This window comes from Salinimicrobium sp. WS361 (genome assembly GCF_050750585.1).
Lineage (GTDB): Bacteria > Bacteroidota > Bacteroidia > Flavobacteriales > Flavobacteriaceae > Salinimicrobium.
Window position 1 is genome coordinate 23,152 of the sequence record NZ_JBOJLM010000015.1, and the last position, 20,670, is coordinate 43,821.

Here is a 20,670-nt window from a genome sequence, read left to right on the forward strand (position 1 = left end):
GCGGATCTTTCCGCTGTCATTGCCAGTCAAAATTGTGACCAAAAAAGACTATTGTGCCAGGCTGGCATTATTTTTTTTCTGTGAGTATTCTTTTGCAGCTTTAATAAAAGCTATAAAAAGAGGGTGCGGGTTCGCAACCGTACTTTTGTATTCGGGGTGATATTGCACACCAACAAACCATGGGTGGTCTTCTATTTCTACAATCTCTACCAGGTTCGTTTTTGGGTTAACTCCGGTGCTTTTAAGTCCGTGAGATTCCATTTGGGTGGTGTATTGATTGTTGTATTCGTAGCGGTGGCGGTGTCTTTCAAAGATTTGGTTAGTGCCGTATACTTCTTTGGCAGTAGAATCATCTTTTATAGTACATTCCCACGAGCCTAACCTCATGGTACCACCAAGGTGCGTAATTTCCTTTTGCTCCTTCATAAGGTCAATCACCGGGTGAGGTGTGTTAGGATCCATCTCTGTAGAATTTGCCTTTTTAAGTTGTAGTACATTCCGGGCAAACTCAATTACTGCCATTTGCATCCCAAGACAAATACCCAAAAAAGGCAGTTTGTGCTCTCTTGCAAAACGCACGGCATCAATCTTTCCTTCAACTCCGCGCTCTCCAAATCCGGGGGCAACTAAAATTCCGTCAAGGTGAGAGATCTTGTTCTGTATAGTGCTTTGGTTGATAAATTCAGAATGAATGCTTTCTACTTTTACTTTCACTTCATTTGCAGCACCGGCGTGAATAAAAGCTTCCAGAATAGACTTGTAAGAATCCTGAAGTTCAACATATTTACCTATCAGGCCAATGGTCACTTCATGTTTTGGATTCTTGTGCCGCTTCAAAAATTCATTCCACTGGGTAAGGTTTGGTGTGGTGTCATCGGGAAGGTTCAGTTTCTTCAAAGTCACTGTGTCCAGACCTTCCTGCAGCATCATATTTGGCACATCATAAATGGTAGAAGCATCTATAGATTGTATAACAGCTTCCTGTTTTACGTTGCAAAAAAGTGCCAGTTTGCGTCTTATGTCGTCAGAGAGTTCGTGCTCGGTACGGCATACCAGGATGTCGGCCCTAAGTCCGCTTTCCATGAGCGTCTTCACGCTGTGTTGGGTAGGTTTCGTCTTAAGTTCGCCCGCTGCCGAGAGAAAGGGAACCAGCGTAAGGTGAATTACCAGCGCATTGTCATCTCCTAATTCCCACTTTAACTGCCTCACCGCCTCAATGTACGGCAGGGATTCAATATCTCCCACAGTTCCGCCAATCTCGGTGATCACAATATCATACTCGTGGTTCTTACCAAGTAGCTGTACACGCTCCTTAATCTCATTGGTGATGTGCGGAATAACCTGTACGGTTTTCCCCAAAAATTCGCCGCGGCGCTCTTTTTCAATTACGCTTTGGTAGATGCGGCCGGTGGTAACATTATTGGCCTGGGAGGTATTCACGTTTAGAAAACGTTCGTAATGCCCCAGGTCGAGATCGGTTTCGGCGCCGTCTTCAGTGACGTAGCATTCGCCGTGTTCATAAGGGTTTAACGTACCGGGGTCAACGTTGATGTAAGGATCCAGTTTCTGAATAGTGGTCTTGTATCCACGCGCTTGCAGTAATTTTGCCAGGGAAGCAGCAATTATGCCTTTTCCAAGCGAAGAGGAAACGCCGCCGGTGACAAAGATATACTTGGTTTCAGCCATTGTAGAGAGATGTTTGTGCGTCTTTTTATTCAGGGCGCTAAATTACAAAGAAGAAAAGAAAAAGAAACCATTTGCAGGAGAATATGTTAGCAAAACTTTAAGGAATGAAATCTTAGCAAAATACCTGTAAAACTGCGCTATCTCGGGTATTTTCTCCTAATAGTTCGCAGGATATCTTCCATGCCGTTCACTTTAAGATCCAGCACTTGCTGTAGTTGATCTCCGGTTTTTCCCTTCGGAAATCCCTGTTGCCTAAACCAGACCAGATAAAATTCCGGTAGTTCTGAAAGATATCGGCCTTTGTATTTGCCAAAATGCATCTTCGCATGAGCGAGATCGAGAAGGGCTTTATAATCTGGTTTAAGATCCATGCCGCTAAGGTCTCAAAAATGGCAAAATTGGGAACGATTTTTTCCGAAGTATTTCTGAAGAATTTCAGCAAAGTATCAGGTCTTTTGAAAGGTTAAAATCTTGGTAATTCCGCCTGTATTTTCTGGCAAATAATGAGCTTTTGAGTAATTTCAGCCAAAAAGGAACCAATGGCAGTAATAGGATCAATAATAAAAGGGCTTATTCAGGTAACCGATGCAGTTTCTTCGGAACCCAAACCTCATGAAGCGCAGGCCGAAGTGTTGAAAAACCTCCTGAAAAAGGCGAAAAATACTGCTTTTGGTCTACATTATAATTTTGAAGAACTTTTAGAAGCAGATGACATAAAGGCAGAATTTGCCCGCCGAATTCCCATTTTTGACTACAATAAGATCAATGAAGAATGGTGGAGCAAAATGCATGAGGGGGAAGAAAATGTGACCTGGCCCGGAAAACCTCCATATTTTGCGCTTAGTTCGGGTACTACGGGTAAATCGAGCAAGAGAATTCCCGTCACCGATGATATGGTAGAGGCGATTCGCCAAACCGGGATCAAGCAGGTGGCTTCTTTGGCGAATTACGATCTGCCTTCCGACTTTTTTCAGAAGGAGATTATGATGCTTGGCAGTTCCACCGACCTTAAGCAGGTTGAAGACCACGAAGAAGGAGAGATAAGCGGGATTAGTGCCAGCAATATCCCTTTTTGGTTCCGTAATTTTTACAAACCCGGGGTGGAGATTTCCCAGATTGAAGATTGGGATGAGCGGGTACTGCAAATCGCAAAAGAGGCTAAAAACTGGGATATAGGTGCCCTCACCGGGATACCTTCGTGGACAGAGCTTATGCTCAAGAAGATCATTGAATATCACAATGCTTCCAATATTCATGAAATCTGGCCAAATCTTATGGTGTATTCAACGGGTGGAGTTGCCTTTGAACCGTATGAAAAAGCTTTTGATAAACTTGTTTCCCATCCGCTGGTGGTGATAGATACTTACCTGGCTTCCGAAGGATTTATGGCTTTCCAGTCACGGCCCGATACGCGATCAATGCAGCTGGTTGTTGACAATGGGATATATTTCGAATTTGTGCCTTTTAAACCTGAATACATTGGAGAAGACGGCTCTGTAACCCCCGATGCTCCCGTGCTGCCACTGGAAAAGGTAGAACCCGAAAAAGATTATGTACTGTTAATAAGTACAGTTTCGGGAGCCTGGAGATATGTTATTGGCGATACCATAAAATTCACCGACATTGACCGACTTGAGATAAGGATCACGGGGAGAACAAAATTTTTCCTGAATGTTGTGGGTTCTCAGCTATCGGTCAATAAAATGAATGATGCCATTAAAGAAATGGAACAAAAATTCAATATTACCATTCCCGAGTTTACTGTGGCCGCGATTAAAAAAGACGGGGAATATATCCATAAATGGTACCTGGGTACCGAAGCTGAAGTTGATGAAAGGGAATTGGCAGCTTCATTGGATAAAACTTTACAGGACGCCAACAAGAATTATGGCGTAGCCCGCAGTAAAGCTTTAAAAGGGGTGGAGGTTGTAAAAACTTCTCCTGATACGTTCACCTCGTGGAGTGCAGCCAACAAAAAGAAAGGCGGCCAGGTAAAAATGGAAAAGGTAATGAACGAAGAAAAATTTGCGGAATGGGAGGAGTTTGTTTCTTCAAGTAACAATTAACAAAGACCAAATATCAAGCACCAAATTCAACTATTTTCAGGCCGCTATGTGAGTTGACGGCAATGTTACTCGAGCTGAGTCGGGAGGAATGTCATCTTAAATCCTTCGTTTATCGCACAGGACAGGCTCGTCAAAAGACCTTTTCAATATACAATAGACATTATACTATTGATCAGCTTTCCTCTTCTGTCTCTGCTTCAGGTTCTTCTTCCAGTTCAACGGCAAGTTCATCATCCAGGCTATTCGCCAGTGCGAGGATGGCTTCGGGGGAAAGATAAAGTCTTGCTTTTCTTTTCTTGTATGAATCTGATAAACTGGAGTGATTGAGAATAAAATCTTTTGTAGCAAAAATATAATTGCCCATGCCGCGGTTCACGGCATAGGTATCTGCTGTGCGTTCTGCCTTTCTAATAAAATCATCTGAAGTTACATATCGGGTTCCGAATATGAGCAGTTCCATTGCCGATTTATCGCGGTAATCTCCAATATGTCCCAGCTCGTGGCCTAACCAGCCTATGAGAACTTCAGAAGGAACTTCGGCCATAGAGAATTTTTCGTTTTCAATGAGGAATTTATTACTCATCAAAACATAATAGCTACGGTTCTTTTTACCTTTAAACAGATTCCCCAGCTTTGGCTGTGCTTGCATAAAGGCATTTTTCATATTGCTTTTATATCTAAACTCGATCTCTATATCTTCAAGTTCAGGATAAAATGAGAGGGCAATCTTAGCTTCTTCCAAAATAGTCCTGGGAATTATTTTATTACCCTGCTGAACAATTTTATTTTCTTCAGTATTTCTCTTTGCAGCACAACTCCAATTCCCTGTCAGGAAAGGAAAAAGCAGGATTAAAACCAGAACCTTCTTTGTAGAACCCGATAATTTCAACTTCTGGAACTCTTGAATTATATCAAAATATATAATACCGGATTTTATGGGGATTTTCATAGAGGAAGGTCTATTCGGCTGATTCAGATAAAAGGTAATGGTGAATCAACCAGTATGCCACAACTCACAGTGGCTTTGTTTTTTCAGGAATATTTTTCAAACAATTTAATAATACCCCAGGAGCTTCAGCAGAGCGATCCCAAAGTTTCAATATAAATTATTCATTATACAATATTCAATTGATTAGCTTTCTTCATTTTCGGCTTCTTCGAGCTCTTCTTCCAGTTTATTTACCAGCACCAGGATCTCTTCGGGGGAGAGGTAGAGGCGGGCAATTCTTTCTTTATAGCTGTCCGAGAGATGGGAGTTATTCAGGATAAAATTTTTGGTGGCGAGTATATATTCACTCATTCCGGCATTAACAGCGTAGGTGTCGGCAGCACGTTCGGCTCGTTTGATGTAATTTTCCGAAGTGATATACCTGAAGCCAAAAATAACCAACCCCATTGCCGATTTGTCCCGGTAGTCCATAACATGACCCAGTTCATGGCCCAGCCAGCCTATTAAAACTTCTGAAGGTACATCGGACATTGTGAATTCTTCTTTTTCAATCAAAAATCTACTGCTGATGAAAATGTTATAAGTACGGTCATTTTTGCCCTTGAACAAATTCGATTTGTTAGGCTGGGCCTGCATGAAAGATTTCTTGATGTCTTTCTTGTACTTGAAATCAATTTCTACATCCTTGAGTTCGGGGTAGTAGGAGAGTGCTACTTTGGCCTCGTGTAGTAGACTTTCGGGTATGAGCTTATTGCCCTGGTAAACGATCTTTTTTTCTTCCATGTCTTTTTTTGCAGCACAGCTCCAGTGTCCTCCCAGCAACGGCAGCAGGAGTAGTAAAGCGAACATTTTTTTGAGTGATCTATGCATTGTATTTTCTTAATCCTGCCCAGATAAGGTATAGTTTCCAACTCCAAATTCTTTGAAATATTTCTTAAAAAATAGGGTCTTCGGCTGATTTTAGGTAATTTGAAGGAAGAACAGAAAAATCAACCACTATGCCAGAACTACCCGAAATTACGCTGTATAAAGAATATCTCGATGCTACTGCACTGGATAAAAAAATCACCTCTATAGATTTTTTGAATACCGGCGGATTACAGGCACCAAAAGAAGCGTTTATTAAAGCTTTTGAAGGAAAGAAATTTACGGGCAGCCGTAGGTTGGGGAAATATCTTTTTATCGAGACCTCGGGGGAAAAGGCTTTGGTCTTGCATTTTGGAATGACTGGAAAGTTGGAGTATTACAAGAATCAGGATCCGCCGAAGTATTCCGGAGTGGTTTTTTCTTTTGAGGATAACGACCACCTGGCTTTTGTGTGCAGAGGGAAACTGGGCAAACTTTTTATTGCTGAAAGTCTGGAAGAATTCAGGCGACGAAAGGAGTTGGGCCATGATGCGCTCGATCTTTCAGAAGATGAATTTCTGGAACTACTTGAACCTAAGACCGGAAGCATCAAAGGAGTGTTGACAGATCAACATGTGCTGGCCGGAATTGGCAATTTGTATTCTGATGAAATGTTGTACCAGTGCAAGATACATCCGAAGACAAAGACGAATTTAATTTCAGAAAAAGATAAGAAGCAGCTGTTCAGGAAGATGCGAAAAGTGCTTGAAATGTCTATAAAAAAGGAAGGAGTGCGAAAGGATTTCCCCGATTCTTATCTTATTAAACATCGAAAAGAAGGTGATGACTGCCCTGCTTGTGAAGGCAAGATCAAACAGATCAAGGTCTCAGGCCGTAGCACTTATTTCTGTCCATCCTGTCAAAAAGAGCAAAAATGAAGGTGCATATAGGTTGTTCGGGCTATAACTATAAAGACTGGAGGGGACCTTTTTATCCGGAAAAAATGGCGCAGCGTAAGTGGCTGGAGCATTATTCTGCCATTTTTGACACCGTAGAGATCAACAATACATTTTACAGATTTCCCAGGGAAAAAGGGTTGCATACATGGAAAGAGACTGTGGAGAAGAATTTCGAGTTTACTTTAAAAGGACACCGGTACATCACCCACCGCAAAAAGCTCAAGGAAGTTACCCAAAGCGTGAAGGATTTTGAAAGTCTTGCCAAACTTTTAAAGCAGAACCTTGGCTGCATTCTATGGCAGTTGCCGCCAAACCTGCACCGGAATGATGAGAAGCTCAGGGAGTTTTGTAAAACGCTTGATCCAACATTAAAAAATGTGCTTGAATTCCGTCATGATTCATGGTATGATGAAGAAGTATATAATATTTTGAAGGAGCACAACATCATCTTCAGCTCCATTTCAAGTCCCGAATTTCCTGAAGAACTCATTACTACCGGCAAAACAGGCTACCTCCGTTTTCACGGCACAGGTAAAGACTGGTATGATTACCTTTATTCTAAAGATGAATTAAAGGAATGGCATAAAAAGATCATGGATAGTGGGCTCAAAGAAATTTATATTTATTTTAATAATGACATACATGCTCACGCCCCCAAAAATGCACAGCAGCTAAAAGAGCTTTTTGGGCAGACTAATTAAATTTCAAGCTCCATCCCGTCGTGTGCCGGTACCAGCGGAATCTCTTCTTCAAGCGCTTTGATCTTTTGTTTGCTCTCTTCGGAAGGATTTTCAAAAAACCATTCGCCGTAGTGACAAAAGGCTATTTTGTTAGTGTGCGGAGATAACAACCGAATGAGATCGGGAACGCCGGTATGGCCAAAGATTTTATCTTTTTTGCGGTTAATTCGCCCGCCTTTCTTAATAAAAGTGGCTTCGGTGATCACGAGATCTAATGGCGGTAAATCGGCAAGGTTAGCTTTTTCTATCCATGCTACATCTCCTGTAATAAAGATTCTTTTTCCGTCTTTTTCGATGATATAGCCAAGGGATTTTAATCTAAGCGCATGAATAACAGGGATAGGAGTAAAGGTATATCCTTCTACTTCAAATTTTCCTGAAATAACATTGAGCTGCGGAATGAGGTCGTGGGCTTCGGGCCCAAAAAGGGGAATTTTGGGTATGAATTTTTCTTTATTCGGAACAAAAAAAGCGTGATCGGGGTGAAAGTGGGTGAAGACCACAGCTTTTGGTTGGTTATCCATATATTTTTCTTCCCCTACATCAATCAGGATCTTATCATCTATTAAAAATCCGGTGTGATTGACGTGATCTTCAGCTTTGGGTTCTATTTTTCCGCGGGTGCCAAGAATCTTTATCTTCATATTTTAATTTAAATTCCGAAGGGATAAGTTTCGGGAGTTTTGCTGCCATCAGGTTGCAGGTGTAATGGGTGAAGCCCCTTGGTCTTATCAATATATAAAAAGGCATCGTATCTTTTTGACATTTTTGAAGATACATAGTTGCCGCGTTCGCGGTGTGGATCGTAAACCACACCAACCGCCCGGTGACCTATCCTTTCCTGCAGTTTTTTGTACAAGTCGGTACCTTCTTCAAAAAGCAGTAGTTTATTTTCGGCGCCAACGGTATGCAGTTTTCTTTCAATACTTCCTTCAATACCTTTTGGCAGGTCCATTTTTTTCATGGGCGCGCCCCAAAAATCTCCTGCGATCACTGAACCTTCATACGAACCAAAGCCCACCAGATAGACTCCGTCATCGCTGTGCTGCTGTCTCACCAGTTGCCCCACGTTATGCAGGCCCTGTGCTGCCATATCTGTTGCCCTGGCGTCGCCTATGTGGGTATTGTGCTCCCAAACGATCACTTTGGTGTCTTCTCCATGATAATCTGTAAGCGTGTTGAGCGTTTCTACCATATGGCTGTCGCGTACGTTCCATGAAGAGTGGTCAAACTGTGCCATGGCCTCGTAGTATTTTTCGGCATTTTTGAGTACCAGGGAATTTAGTTCGGCATTGAGCCCTGCTTCAGGTTCATTTTCATATTGAGAAGTCTTTTGCCTCACTTCCTTTAACAGCTGCACCACTTCGTTGCGGCACTTTTGTTTGAGGCCGCGGTAAGCTGTCACATAAGAATCGTTTTGCCGGTAAGGTTCAAAACAATCGGCTGTACGTCTTGCCAACGCGGCTACTTCAGGATCTTCTTTTTCAAGGTAGTTTACTATGATCTCCATAGATTCCCAGAGGCTGTACACATCAAGTCCGTAAAATCCTATTTTATTATTTGTATATAGCGTTTTATTATAGTTCTTCATCCACTCGGCGAAAGCGGCAACTTCCCAATTGGCCCACATCCATGTTGGCCAGCGCTTAAAATTTTTGAGCACATCGGCAATGTTTGCAGGGGTACCGGGAAAATCTTTCACCCAGCGGTTAATCTCAAAACAATCTGGCCAGTCACCTTCCACAGCCACAAATGAAAAGCCTTTTTCTTCTATAAGCCGTTTAGAAATTTCGGCTCGCCACGTATAATATTCGTGTGTGCCATGACTGGCTTCCCCAAGCAGCACATATTTTAAATCTCCTATTTTCTCCAGAAGCGGATCCAGGTCTTTTACATGCTCCAGAGGTTTGATATATTCTTTTTCCTTATCCAGTTGCATATCAGTGGTTTTTATAGAATATAATGTACAAAATCTGAAGCATTGATGGAAAAATTAAGGTGTGTCTTTAGAAAAGTTTAAGTTGGAATTAATTCTTTTTAAGGGCCTTTTGATTAATTTAGAAATTATGCAAACAGCACAAATTGTAATTGGTCTCGCCATTATTCTATTTACCTATCTGGATTTTTTTCACACTACCCTCTCCGGAAACGGGTTTGGTATATTCTCAAGAATAGTAAACCAGATCCTGAATCGGATAATGATCCAAAACCGAACCCGTACTATTTTTAAATTCTCTGGAATAACTCACCTTTTAATCACAACATTTCTTTGGATGTTGTTGTTATTCATTGGAACATATATTGTGTTTAGTGCCGGAGAAGAAATGGTGGTGAATAGCACTACAGGCCTGCCAGCCACACATCCCGAAAGGTTCTATTACACCGGATATGTGCTGTCAACACTGGGTATTGGAGATTTTGTTCCGGGAACAGATACCAGCAGGATACTTACCGGAATATTGGCTTTTTCGGGGTTCATCCTTATCACTACCGGGTTAACCTACCTTTTAAGTGTTCTCAATGCTGTACTTGCGAAAAAGCAACTTTCCTTTCTTATTTCTACTATGGGAAAAGATATTGAAGAGATCTTTATTTTCTATAAACAACAGGATGATCTAGAAAATTTGATCTCAAATGCAGGAGATCTTAGGCAGCAGATTTTGAAAAATGCCAGTAGCTACCTGGCTTTTCCCATGGCTAATTATTTTCTTTCCAAAAATCATGAGTCGGCTCTTATTTTACAGCTGGCCAGGCTTTATGAAGTAATCATGATCATTCGGCTAGACTGGAATGAGGAAACTGTTCAATACAAGAAGTTAACTGCGATCATTAATGGTATTAAAAAGTACCTGGAACTGGGGCTTGAAGATGCCAATGCAGCCAGTCATAATGTAGAGGAGTTAAAAACTTACAGAAGCCACTGGATGAATCACGGGTATTATTTTAAAAATGAAATAGCTGTAGACAAGCAGTTTTCTTCAAGCCTTAAATATGCCGGTTGGAACTGGAAAGAAGTATATAAACTGAAGGATGAGGATTAGGAATAAAAAAAGGCTGCTCAAAAAGGACATTTTTGAGCAGCCTTTTTGGAGCTTAGGAAGCTTAGTTGGTAAGTTCCTGCTTTACTCTCTCCTGGAGTTGTGCATCTTGTTGCAACTGATTTGCAATTTCTTCATAACGCTTAACTGAAAGTCCGCTTTCTGAGATCATGCTTTCCATTTCCTTGCGGAATTCTAATTGCATTTCGTTGAGCGCCTCGATAATGGTATCATATTGCTTTTCTTCTTCTTTAGTAAGATCGGCTTCTGCCTGAGGGTTCATTTGCGCCTGGTGGATGGTATTGAACCTGGCTATTTCCATACCTTCTTTGGTTATAATTTCGCTTAGATCCTTCTGGGCTTCCTGGTTTATCATGCGCATCTTTTGAAAGGTAACCGAAAATTGTTCAATTTCCTTATCTGTAACATCAGATTGTGCCATTAAAGTAGAGGTGCCTATCATCATGAAAAATAAGAGGCTAAAGATCTTCATTTTACTTAAAATCATATTTTTTCTATTAGGTTTCCCACAAACGTAAAGTTAATGATTCAAAAAGGCAAAAAAAGACTGATTTTTTGCCTAAATCTAAAGGAATACGCTTCTTTATTCTCAAAAATGGTAAAAAACGAAGTTATTTTTTCTGTGTCCTGCTTAAACGGTTTCCTTTAATGCCGATAGATCAAGTTTTACCTGTCCGCGCAAAATATCTTCAAAAGTTTCTCTTTTTCTAATCAAATGGGCTTCTCCATTGTACCATAGAACTTCAGGTGGGCGGTAGCGGGAATTGAAGTTGCTGGCCATTGAGTAGCAATAAGCGCCGGCATTGCTAAAAGCAAGAAGATCCCCTTCTTTGATCTCAGGGATTCGGCGGTTGCTGGCAAAGGTGTCGGTTTCGCAAATATATCCTACTACCGAGTAGAACCTTTCTTTGCCTTCGGGATTTGAAAGGTTGTGAATTTCATGTCTTGAGCCGTAGAACATGGGGCGAATAAGGTGGTTAAAGCCACTGTCTACTCCTGCAAAAACAGTAGAGGTGGTTTGTTTGATCACATTCACACGGGCCACAAATTTTCCGGCTTCACTCACCAGGTACTTACCTGGTTCAAAAGCGAGGGTGAGATCACGGCCATATTCTTTACAAAAAGATTTGAATTTTGCAGTGAGTTTTCCTCCCAGTTCTTCAATATTGGTCTCAATATCACCTTCTTTATAAGGTACTTTAAAGCCACTGCCAAAGTCCATGAATTCAAGATCTTTGAAATTTCGGGCGGTTTCAAAAAGAATTTCCGAAGCATACAAAAACACTTCTATATCAAGGATGTCGCTCCCGGTGTGCATGTGTATGCCGTTTATGTGCATGCCGGTGTTTTCAACAATACGCAGAAGGTGCGGTATCTGGTGAATGGAAACCCCAAATTTGGAATCGATATGGCCTACAGAAATGTTCGTGTTTCCGCCGGCCATAACATGCGGATTTATCCTGATACAAACCGGAACATCTGGATTTCGCGTTCCAAACTGCTCGAGGATAGAAAGGTTATCAATATTGATTTGTACCCCAAGGGCGGCAACTGCTTCTATTTCTTCAAGAGAAACGCCGTTTGGAGTATAAATAATATTAGCCGGATCTACGCCTGCTTCAAGCCCTAATTTCACTTCCTGTATAGAAACGGTGTCAAGCCCGGCGCCCAATTGCTGAAACAACCCAAGCACCGAAATATTGGAAAGTGCCTTAACAGCGTAGTGTATTCTAAGGTTCTTTACCCCGCTAAAAGCACTGGTGAGTCTATTGTATTGGGAGATGATCTTTTCGGCATCATATACGTATACGGGGCTGCCAAATTTTTCTGATATTTCTAAAAGGTCCTGGTTGTTCATAAGTTCATTATTACGGTCACAAAAGTAAAATGGATTTTTGGCTTTTGCCTACAGCCTGTCTAAAATTAACCAATTCTAACAAAATGTTATTTATAACAGGGAGGAAAGCTACAAATTTAGCAGTTCCCAGTCGGGGTAGATAAAAGAATTTTTGTAATTTCAAGTTGTTAATCAGGTATCTATGAAGTCCAGGCTGGCCCTTTTTCCATTACAGAGTATAGTGTTTCCGGGAGAGGTCTTACCCCTGCATATTTTTGAGCCACGTTATAAGGAACTTATAGACGATTGCGAAAGTACCGGCATTAAGTTTGGAATTCCCACTTACATAGAAAATAACCTGGAGTACGGCACCGAAATGGAACTTATTGAAACGGTACGTCGTTATGAATCTGGTGCCAGGGATGTAATTTGCAAAGGGACCAGGGTTTTCAGGGTTTTGGAATTTGCGCATAATGAAGCTGGAAAGATGTATGCGGGCGGTGATGTGGAATTTTTACCAGATAAGGATGATGCTTCCCAGACCCTAAAAGAGCAGTTACTAAACCTCATTTTTGAGCTCTATGTACATCTGGAAGTACCCCGGCCAAAAAAAATAGATATCCCCAATTTCAGGAGTTACACACTGGCTCACAAAATAGGTCTTCCCCTTCAGCAGGAATATACCTTACTAAAGTTAACTTCAGAAAAAGAAAGACAGGAATTCCTCATTAATCACCTCACCATTACCATTCCTATTTTACAGGAAATGAACCGGGCAAAACAGGTGATAGAACTCAACGGGCACTTCAGAAATTACGATCCTCTGGATTTTCAGGAATTCAGGCTACGGACAAAAAATTAGAGAAAATCAACCTCTTTTATGTGGAACTTAAAAAGATTGGCAGATTCCTCTAACATTTGTTACTTTTGTGCACCTTAACGAACACTGAAGAAACACCTTATTATGAACATACACGAATATCAGGGAAAAGAAATCTTGAGCAGCTTTGGTGTCCGCACTCAGCGCGGCATTGTTGCCCAGGACGCAAAAGAGGCAGTTGAGGCTGCAAAAAAACTTACCGAACAAACCGGTACTGGATGGCATGTCATTAAAGCCCAGGTGCACGCAGGTGGACGTGGAAAAGGCGGGGGAGTAAAACTTGCCAAGAACCTACAGGAAGTGGAAGATATTGCAGGGCAAATCATTGGGATGAACCTTGTTACTCCACAAACTTCTGCGGAAGGTAAAAAAGTACACCAGGTTTTGGTGGCCGAAGATGTATATTATCCCGGCGACAGCGAGCCAGAAGAATACTATATGTCTGTTCTTCTAAATCGCGCTACAGGTAAGAATATGATCATGTATTCTACAGAAGGAGGTATGGACATTGAAACAGTGGCCGAAGAAACTCCTCACCTGATATTTAATGAAGAGATTGATCCTGCTACAGGATTGCTGCCTTTCCAGGCAAGAAGGATTGCTTTCAACCTTGGTCTTAGTGGAAATGCTTTTAAAGAAATGACCAAATTTGTAATGTCGCTTTACGAAGCCTTTACAAAGTCAGATAGTTCCCTTTTTGAGATTAACCCGGTGCTTAAGACGAGTGATGATAAGATCATGGCCGTAGATGCCAAGGTGACTCTTGATGATAACGCACTTTTTCGTCATAAAGATTATGCAGAGATGCGTGATATTCGGGAAGAAAGCCCTGTTGAAGTGGAAGCTCGTGAAGTTGGGCTTAACTACGTAGACCTTGACGGAAACGTAGGATGTATGGTTAACGGCGCCGGATTGGCAATGGCTACCATGGATCTTATTAAACAAGCCGGGGGAGAGCCTGCAAACTTCCTTGATGTAGGTGGTACCGCCGACGCAAAGAGAGTAGAAGAAGCTTTTAGACTTATCCTGAAGGATGAGAAAGTAAAAGCTATTTTGGTGAACATCTTTGGAGGAATCGTAAGATGTGACCGTGTGGCGCAGGGAATTGTAGATGCTTACAAAAATATGGGCGACACTATCAATGTGCCTATTATTGTTCGTTTACAGGGAACCAATGCCGACATTGCCAAGGAATTGATCGACAACAGCGGACTTGATGTGTACAGTGCTGTCGAATTCCAGGAAGCAGCAGATAAAGTTCAGGAAGTGCTGGCTTAATAAGACTTACATTTAAATAGAGAAAACCCCGGAATTTCCCGGGGTTTTTTCGTTTATAATATCTTCGGAAATAATTTACCTCGAATTTTCATCTGGGAAGATTTGATAAACATTCTGCAACATTTTCATAACCCAGAATCTTTCTTCGGAAGCAGGAATTAAATATTTTTATTCTGAAATGTAAAACAAAGAATAATGAAGGTGAAATCATCCTGAAGCTCTCAAAACATTCAATTTATCAGGTAATAATATAAATACTAGAAAGAAATTACAGGCGGTTTTTTGGCTTAAAAGAAGCATTAGAGTGAAAAATAACTGTAACAATCAAATTGACAAATAGTCTCTAAAGTACAATCATCAATCAATCATTTAATATTAACCTTAAAACGAACAATTATGAAACGTTGTAAATCATTTTTAGCCGCTGTAGTGATGACCTTATCAACTGTAGCCTTTGCCGGCTCTCCTTCTTCTTTTGAATTTGAAGCAAAGACAGGTTCAATAAGTTATCAAATTGAACGAATGCTCTCCGATTCCGGTTTGGTTATAGAAGAAGATTTTACTGCAACTGTATTTTTTGTAATGACCAGTGCAAGAAAAATTAAGATCCTGCTAGTTGAATCCCCAAATGAAGAAGTCAATGCTTTTTTGAAGAAGCGACTTACCAATCAAAAGCTCCACGGCGATTCCTGGAAGTCTGAAAAAGTTTATGAACTGCCGGTAAGGGTGCAGGCCACAAGATAAGTTCAAAATCCGGGGGAATACCCGGATTTTTTTATAGGCGCCTTTTCTTCATTTCTAATTCATTAATGATAACAACCAGAAAGCTGTTTTAGGAATCAAAAACCTTACATCAAAATGTGTGAAACTTTTGTTAAAAATATGTAACCGTGTAACAATCAGTATTTTTAAAAGTCTTTATAGTAAATCATCAATCATCAAATCGCATCAATTAATCTAAAAAACGAACATCATGAAAAATTTAAAACTGTTGCTGGTAATGTGTGTAATAATTCTTTCCTCATCTGTTTCAGCAAAGGAAATCAGGAATCTCGCAAATCCCGATTCTGTCTCTGTTGAAGTTGAAAGAATGCTTGAGAACCTGGAATTAGCCAATCAATGTGAGGCACTTGAAATCACAATTTTCTTTTCTGTTTCTGAAGATCAGAAAATCCAGAGTTTGCAGGTTTCTTCTTCCAATGAGGAGGTGAATTCTTACATTCAAAAGCAATTGTCTAATGAGCAATTGCCTGTAGAAGCCTGGGTAAAAGGCAAAATTTATGAACTTACTGTAGTGAAGCGCATGAGTTAAGTCAGGACCCATTAGCTTTAAAAGTAAAAAACCCGGAAGAATCACTCCGGGTTTTTATTTAAAGGTGTAAACCACATTCTGTTTTTGGATTGTTGTTCCAGCGGCCCGATCTTTCAACTCCCGGCGAAGTACAATGGGAACATCCAATAGAATGATATCCTTTCTTTACCAGTGGGTGAAAAGGTAACTGGTGTTTTTTAATGAATTCATCCCGCTCCTCTTTAGTAACGTCTAGCAGCGGATAAAACTTTAGGATGTCTCCGCGGTTCTCGAAGATATTGAGGCTAGCACGATGTTCGCTCTGCCATTCCATGAGTCCGCTTACCCAAACGGTATATTTTGCCTTAACCAGATCAAGGGGTTTTACCTTGTTGATATGGCAACAAAAATCGGGATCTTTTTCCCAGGTCTTATCTTTTTGTGTAAACTCGTGTTCTTCTTTTAGGGCGCTTACAGATTTTACCTTGAGTCCGTAGAGATCAGTAAGTTTTTGCCTGTATTCCAGGGTTTCCCCGAAGTGGTATCCAGTATCAATAAAATATACCAGCTGGTCGCGGTTAACGTCTGAAAATAATTTTAAAAGGAAAGCCGAAGTAGCAGCAAAAGAGCTGGTAAGCATAACTTCGGCAAGATTAAAATCGTTGTATAGTTCTTCGATCCTTTCGTGAAGGTCGAGCTTTCGGTATTTAAGATTCAGTCTGTCAACTTCGGCAGCCGTAACAGCTCTTTTTTCTGCAACAATTTCCATCGGCTATTTTTTGTCTTCTTTTTTAGGCATGGGTCCGCGTTTGTAGATTACCAGTCCGTTTAAAAAATTCCGAAGAAACTGGTCTCCACATTCCATGTATTTTGGGTGGTCTTCACTTCTAAAGATCGCACCAATTTCACTTTTTGTGACCTTGAAATCAACAAGGGAGCAAATGTGAACAATATCTTCATCCCTTAGTTTTAAAGCAACTCGCAGCTTTTTGAAGATATCATTATTCGATAAAGGCATAGGTGAATTTTGAGCCGTAAAAGTACGTAACCTGAATTTAAAAATGAAGTTTGAGAGGTATAACTATAATATAAATAAACACCAGAGGATCCTAAAATGTCATTTTGTCAGCATATTTCGGTAGAATTATGCCATAAAGTCTTGAATAGCCAGTTGGTATTTAATTTGCCTTACACCGAATGAAAATCAAAAGAAGTTTAATCTCAAAATATTAATGTTATGAACCTTATTAAAAGAAACACCGACAACTGGCTTCCATCTATTTTTGATGATATGTTCAAAACCGACTGGATGGACAATGGAAATTCAGGAATGAACCGTATTGGTACCAGCGTTCCCGCTGTGAATATTTCTGAAAATGATGATGCTTTTACTCTCGAGCTTGCAGCGCCAGGTATGACCAAAAAGGATTTTAATCTTGAACTGGACAACGGCGTACTCACAATTTCTGCGGAAGAAAAGAAAGAGGAAGAGAAAAAAGACAATGGTGGTAGGTTTACCCGCCGCGAGTTTAGCTATACCAGCTTCAAAAGGGCTTTTAGTCTTCCAGATAGCGTACAAGCCGACAAGATTTCCGCCGAGTACAAAGAAGGGGTCTTGATGATCAACCTTCCTAAACGTGAAGATGCAAAGGTACAGGCAAAACGCGTGATTGAGATTGGTTAATTATCTAAGTCAGATTTAATGAACTATTAAAAAAGCATCTTTTAGGGCGCTTTTTTATTTGTCCAGCAAAATCCATCGGTTCCCGGCGCTTTGAATGAGGTATTTCTGTCCCGGAGCAATCGAGTTAACTGTGGTGTTTGTAGTAATGTCAAAAAGATCGTTACTGCCAATAAATTCGAGGGTTTTAATAGTATTCCCCGGCCAGTTGAGCAGGTAGATAAGACGACCTTTATTGGTAGCTGCATCGGGAATGACAATGCTGCTCACCTGATTGTTGATGCGCAAAGAATAGGCTTCCGGAGGGATTAGGAAAGCTCCGGTGCCCGAAGCGGTAGAAGAATAAGTTCCAGAGTTAGCATATTTCCATGTTACCAGTCCGTTGGCGTCTGTCATAAGTACCTGGTCTACTGCCCCGCGCGTATCGGGCAGGATGTAATCATTTCCGGTAGTTCCTATGCCCACCCTTCCTGCAAAGTATCCTGCAAATACCTTTTTTGGATCGTTACCCAGGGCTGTACTGTAAATGCCATAGACAAAGCCGTTGCCCTGTTCGGTGCCAATTTCATTGTAGATCCCGTAATGGTTTTTGGTGGAGCCAAAGGTCTTTCCTACATCATTGTAGATCCCGTAGATCTCTTCGTTTGTATTTTGATTTACTTCATTGAAGATTCCGTAGTGAATACCAATGCCTGCAGCACTAACCGAGCTTTTTATGCCGTACTTTTTATCGGCGGTTGCTGTGTTGTTACTACTTAAAAGGCCATACGTGACGTTCTTTGTGGTTGAGCTGGCATTTTCTACTTCCAACGGAGTGCGAATATTATGATCTTCCTGATTATCTATCATTACTTTTAGTTTCACATTTTGGGAAGAGCCGCCTATACTTACATTTCCTTTTCTAAATACAGCATCATCGGGGCTGGTTGAGGGGGAGGTGGTTCCTGTTTTATAAAAGTCGGAAGTAGCCTTGCCACCCACGCCCTGCCAGTTGCCGGTAACCGAATCCCACCAGTAAAATCCCGGTAAAAATTGCCCTTTTTGAGAGGTAAGAAAAACCAGCATTCCCTGTTGTTCCGCTGTGGGATTAGTATTTGGAAAATTGTTGATCCGCGGGATGAGAATACCGTCGGTGGGTTCAGGAGAATTAGGATTTTCGGTGTGGATATCCAGTTGAGCTTTTGGATCATAAGTATTGATTCCCACCTGAGCATATGTTTTTGAGTAAAACAGCATCAGGAAAATCCCCGTTATCAGAAGCTTGTGCACAAGTTGATCTTTTTATTGGGGAGGCACTAATGAGAGTCAATATACTTATTTATCTCATTGAACAGCAGGATTATATATAAATTTTAACATCTAAGAAGCCTCTTTGACTTTCTCCTGAAGCATTTTTATTTCATCCCTAAGTTTTGCAGCGGTCATAAAGTCCAGTTCTTTGGCTGCAGCTTCCATAGCCTTTCTTTTTTCCCTGATGCGCTTTTCTAATTGAGGTTTGCTGAAGTATTCTGTTTCTGCTTCGGCAGCTTTTAGATCTGGAGCGACTTCATATACATAAGGTTCAGGTTTTTTGCCCACCAGCATATTTTCAAACGACTTCTTTAAGGCGGTTGGGGTAATGTTGTTCTTTTCGTTGTACTGAAGTTGCTTTTCGCGCCTGTATTCCGTCTGGTCAATAGTTTTTTGCATACTGTCCGTAATCTTGTCGGCATACATGATGGCTTTTCCTTCCAGGTGGCGTGCGGCACGACCAATGGTTTGGGTAAGCGACCTGTTGCTTCGTAAAAATCCTTCCTTATCAGCATCGAGAATTGCCACCAGAGAAACTTCAGGAAGATCAAGGCCTTCCCGTAGCAGGTTCACTCCCACGAGTACGTCAAAAATGCCTTTTCTGAGGTCCTGCATAATTTCTACCCGCTCTAAAGTGTCAACATCGCTATGAATGTATCGACAACGGATATCAATCCTGGTTAAATATTTGGTCAGTTCTTCGGCCATACGCTTGGTAAGGGTAGTAACAAGAATCCGTTGGTCCTTGTCAATCCTTAGCTGCATTTCTTCAATAAGATCATCTATCTGGTTAAGACTTGGGCGGACTTCTATGATGGGATCCAGTAAGCCGGTGGGCCTAATCACCTGCTCAATATACATTCCCTCTGTCTTCTGAAGCTCATAATCGGCCGGGGTAGCACTTACGTAGATCACCTGATTTTGAAGTACTTCAAATTCCTCAAACTTCAAGGGGCGGTTATCCATAGCTGCCGGAAGCCTGAAGCCGTAATCTACAAGCGTCTCTTTTCTGGAGCGGTCACCGCCATACATGGCATGAACCTGCGGAATGGTCACGTGGCTCTCATCAACTACCATAAGGTAATCATCGGGAAAATAATCCAGCAGGCAGAAAGGTCGTGTACCCGGAGGTCTTCCGTCAAGATATCGGGAATAATTCTCAATACCCGAGCAATACCCGAGTTCCCTGATCATTTCAAGATCAAAATTGGTGCGTTCATCCAGCCTCTTTGCTTCGAGATGCTTTCCAATCTCCTGGAAATAACCAACCTGCTTTACCAGGTCATCCTGTATATCTTTTATAGCGCCCTGTAAAACATCAGGGGAGGTAACAAACATGTTTGCCGGATAAATATTGAGTCGGTCGTACTTTTCGATCACGTCGTTGGTAGCGGGATCAAAAGCTTCTATTTCTTCAATCTCATCTCCAAAAAAGTGAATTCTGAAAGCATTATCAGCATAGCTCGGAAAGATATCTACGGTGTCGCCTTTAATGCGGAAATTTCCGTGGGTGAACTCTGCTTCAGTCCTTGAATATAAACTTTGTACCAACTTGTGCAGCAGCTTTGTTCGTGAGATTACCATGTCTCTTTCTATGGAAACCACGTTCTTTTTGAATTCCACCGGATTCCCGATTCCGTAGAGACAGGAAACTGAAGCCACAACAATCACGTCTCTTCTTCCGGAGAGGAGGGAAGAAGTGGTGCTGAGCCGCAATTTTTCAATCTCTTCGTTAATAGAAAGATCTTTTTCTATGTAAGTACCCGATGAAGGAATAAAAGCTTCAGGCTGGTAATAATCGTAGTAACTCACAAAATATTCCACCGCATTTTCGGGGAAAAATTGCTTAAATTCAGAATAGAGCTGGGCTGCAAGCGTCTTATTATGGGCAAGAACCAAAGTGGGTTTTTGCACTTCTTCGATCACATTAGCGACCGTAAAAGTTTTTCCAGATCCTGTTACCCCCAACAGGGTTTGGTACCTTTCTTTATTATTAATACCGCCTACCAGCTGCTTTATAGCCTGCGGCTGATCGCCTGTAGGTTTAAAATCGGACTTTACTTTGAATTTCATAGACTTTTTTGCTGACCTGCAAAAATAGCCAATTT

21 protein-coding genes are annotated in these 20,670 nt (G+C 41.2%); 9 read left to right on the plus strand and 12 right to left on the minus strand.

What is annotated here, in order from left to right; all coding sequences use genetic code 11:
• Window positions 1-48: 48 nt before the first annotated feature.
• Both ACQ93I_RS13810 and ACQ93I_RS13815 read right to left on the minus strand, forming a co-directional pair.
• Window positions 49-1,686 (minus strand): CTP synthase, encoded by a 1,638-nt coding sequence (locus tag ACQ93I_RS13810; RefSeq protein ID WP_431698999.1) that lies wholly within the window; start codon window positions 1,684-1,686, stop codon window positions 49-51.
• A 137-nt stretch (window positions 1,687-1,823) separates the two neighbouring features.
• Window positions 1,824-2,057: a DUF3820 family protein gene (locus tag ACQ93I_RS13815; protein WP_266070319.1), complete on the minus strand. Its 234-nt coding sequence runs from the start codon at window positions 2,055-2,057 to the stop codon at window positions 1,824-1,826.
• Between the two features lie 168 nt (window positions 2,058-2,225).
• Between ACQ93I_RS13815 and ACQ93I_RS13820 the strand changes: the two genes are divergently transcribed.
• Window positions 2,226-3,752, plus strand: coding sequence for a GH3 family domain-containing protein (locus ACQ93I_RS13820; RefSeq protein ID WP_431699000.1), 1,527 nt, complete (start codon window positions 2,226-2,228; stop codon window positions 3,750-3,752).
• A gap of 172 nt (window positions 3,753-3,924) precedes the next feature.
• On the opposite strand, the gene ACQ93I_RS13825 is transcribed toward ACQ93I_RS13820, so the two are convergent.
• On the minus strand, window positions 3,925-4,701 hold the full coding sequence (locus tag ACQ93I_RS13825; protein WP_431699001.1) for a hypothetical protein: 777 nt from the start codon (window positions 4,699-4,701) through the stop codon (window positions 3,925-3,927).
• 183 nt (window positions 4,702-4,884) lie between these two features.
• Entirely contained in the window at window positions 4,885-5,571 is a 687-nt protein-coding gene (locus ACQ93I_RS13830) for a hypothetical protein (RefSeq protein WP_431699002.1), read from the minus strand.
• 128 nt (window positions 5,572-5,699) lie between these two features.
• Between ACQ93I_RS13830 and ACQ93I_RS13835 the strand changes: the two genes are divergently transcribed.
• Together ACQ93I_RS13835 and ACQ93I_RS13840 are read left to right on the plus strand one after the other, a co-directional pair.
• Complete coding sequence (locus tag ACQ93I_RS13835) at window positions 5,700-6,485, plus strand: Fpg/Nei family DNA glycosylase (RefSeq protein ID WP_431699003.1); 786 nt, start codon at window positions 5,700-5,702, stop codon at window positions 6,483-6,485.
• Entirely contained in the window at window positions 6,482-7,207 is a 726-nt protein-coding gene (locus ACQ93I_RS13840) for a DUF72 domain-containing protein (protein ID WP_431699004.1), read from the plus strand. The genes ACQ93I_RS13835 and ACQ93I_RS13840 overlap by 4 nt, the downstream gene beginning before the upstream one ends.
• On the opposite strand, the gene ACQ93I_RS13845 is transcribed toward ACQ93I_RS13840, so the two are convergent.
• Complete coding sequence (locus tag ACQ93I_RS13845) at window positions 7,204-7,890, minus strand: MBL fold metallo-hydrolase (protein WP_431699005.1); 687 nt, start codon at window positions 7,888-7,890, stop codon at window positions 7,204-7,206. The genes ACQ93I_RS13840 and ACQ93I_RS13845 overlap by 4 nt on opposite strands.
• 8 nt (window positions 7,891-7,898) lie before the next feature.
• A complete protein-coding gene (locus tag ACQ93I_RS13850; RefSeq protein ID WP_431699006.1) occupies window positions 7,899-9,185 on the minus strand; it encodes an erythromycin esterase family protein in 1,287 nt (428 codons plus the stop codon).
• Window positions 9,186-9,312: 127 nt separating this feature from the next.
• On the opposite strand from ACQ93I_RS13850, the gene ACQ93I_RS13855 reads away from it, so the two are divergent.
• Window positions 9,313-10,287 carry a potassium channel family protein gene (locus ACQ93I_RS13855; RefSeq protein WP_431699008.1) on the plus strand — a complete coding sequence of 325 codons (975 nt, stop codon included), beginning with the start codon at window positions 9,313-9,315 and terminating at the stop codon, window positions 10,285-10,287.
• 61 nt (window positions 10,288-10,348) lie between these two features.
• On the opposite strand, the gene ACQ93I_RS13860 is transcribed toward ACQ93I_RS13855, so the two are convergent.
• Complete coding sequence (locus tag ACQ93I_RS13860; protein WP_431699009.1) at window positions 10,349-10,792, minus strand: DUF4168 domain-containing protein; 444 nt, start codon at window positions 10,790-10,792, stop codon at window positions 10,349-10,351.
• A gap of 144 nt (window positions 10,793-10,936) precedes the next feature.
• The gene (lysA, locus tag ACQ93I_RS13865) at window positions 10,937-12,163 is read right to left on the minus strand and encodes a diaminopimelate decarboxylase (RefSeq protein ID WP_266070309.1); all 1,227 of its coding nucleotides are present in this window, start codon (window positions 12,161-12,163) and stop codon (window positions 10,937-10,939) included.
• 181 nt (window positions 12,164-12,344) lie between these two features.
• On the opposite strand from lysA, the gene ACQ93I_RS13870 reads away from it, so the two are divergent.
• The 4 genes from ACQ93I_RS13870 (at window position 12,345) to ACQ93I_RS13885 (ending at window position 15,612) form a co-directional block, all read left to right on the plus strand.
• Window positions 12,345-13,004, plus strand: coding sequence for an LON peptidase substrate-binding domain-containing protein (locus tag ACQ93I_RS13870; RefSeq protein WP_431699010.1), 660 nt, complete (start codon window positions 12,345-12,347; stop codon window positions 13,002-13,004).
• Window positions 13,005-13,106: 102 nt separating this feature from the next.
• Complete coding sequence (sucC, locus tag ACQ93I_RS13875) at window positions 13,107-14,300, plus strand: ADP-forming succinate--CoA ligase subunit beta (protein ID WP_266070307.1); 1,194 nt, start codon at window positions 13,107-13,109, stop codon at window positions 14,298-14,300.
• A 396-nt stretch (window positions 14,301-14,696) separates the two neighbouring features.
• On the plus strand, window positions 14,697-15,044 hold the full coding sequence (locus ACQ93I_RS13880) for a hypothetical protein (protein ID WP_431699011.1): 348 nt from the start codon (window positions 14,697-14,699) through the stop codon (window positions 15,042-15,044).
• A 229-nt stretch (window positions 15,045-15,273) separates the two neighbouring features.
• Window positions 15,274-15,612: a hypothetical protein gene (locus ACQ93I_RS13885; RefSeq protein WP_431699012.1), complete on the plus strand. Its 339-nt coding sequence runs from the start codon at window positions 15,274-15,276 to the stop codon at window positions 15,610-15,612.
• A gap of 58 nt (window positions 15,613-15,670) precedes the next feature.
• On the opposite strand, the gene ACQ93I_RS13890 is transcribed toward ACQ93I_RS13885, so the two are convergent.
• Window positions 15,671-16,360 carry a phosphoadenylyl-sulfate reductase gene (locus ACQ93I_RS13890; protein WP_431699013.1) on the minus strand — a complete coding sequence of 230 codons (690 nt, stop codon included), beginning with the start codon at window positions 16,358-16,360 and terminating at the stop codon, window positions 15,671-15,673.
• Between the two features lie 3 nt (window positions 16,361-16,363).
• Window positions 16,364-16,609: a DUF1456 family protein gene (locus tag ACQ93I_RS13895; RefSeq protein WP_168136812.1), complete on the minus strand. Its 246-nt coding sequence runs from the start codon at window positions 16,607-16,609 to the stop codon at window positions 16,364-16,366.
• A gap of 219 nt (window positions 16,610-16,828) precedes the next feature.
• Between ACQ93I_RS13895 and ACQ93I_RS13900 the strand changes: the two genes are divergently transcribed.
• A complete protein-coding gene (locus ACQ93I_RS13900) occupies window positions 16,829-17,275 on the plus strand; it encodes an Hsp20/alpha crystallin family protein (RefSeq protein WP_431699014.1) in 447 nt (148 codons plus the stop codon).
• 54 nt (window positions 17,276-17,329) lie between these two features.
• Here ACQ93I_RS13900 and ACQ93I_RS13905 read toward each other — a convergent pair whose 3' ends face one another.
• Together ACQ93I_RS13905 and uvrB are read right to left on the minus strand one after the other, a co-directional pair.
• On the minus strand, window positions 17,330-18,478 hold the full coding sequence (locus ACQ93I_RS13905; RefSeq protein WP_431699015.1) for a hypothetical protein: 1,149 nt from the start codon (window positions 18,476-18,478) through the stop codon (window positions 17,330-17,332).
• Window positions 18,479-18,631: 153 nt separating this feature from the next.
• A complete protein-coding gene (gene uvrB / locus ACQ93I_RS13910; protein ID WP_431699017.1) occupies window positions 18,632-20,635 on the minus strand; it encodes an excinuclease ABC subunit UvrB in 2,004 nt (667 codons plus the stop codon).
• Window positions 20,636-20,670: the final 35 nt, after the last annotated feature.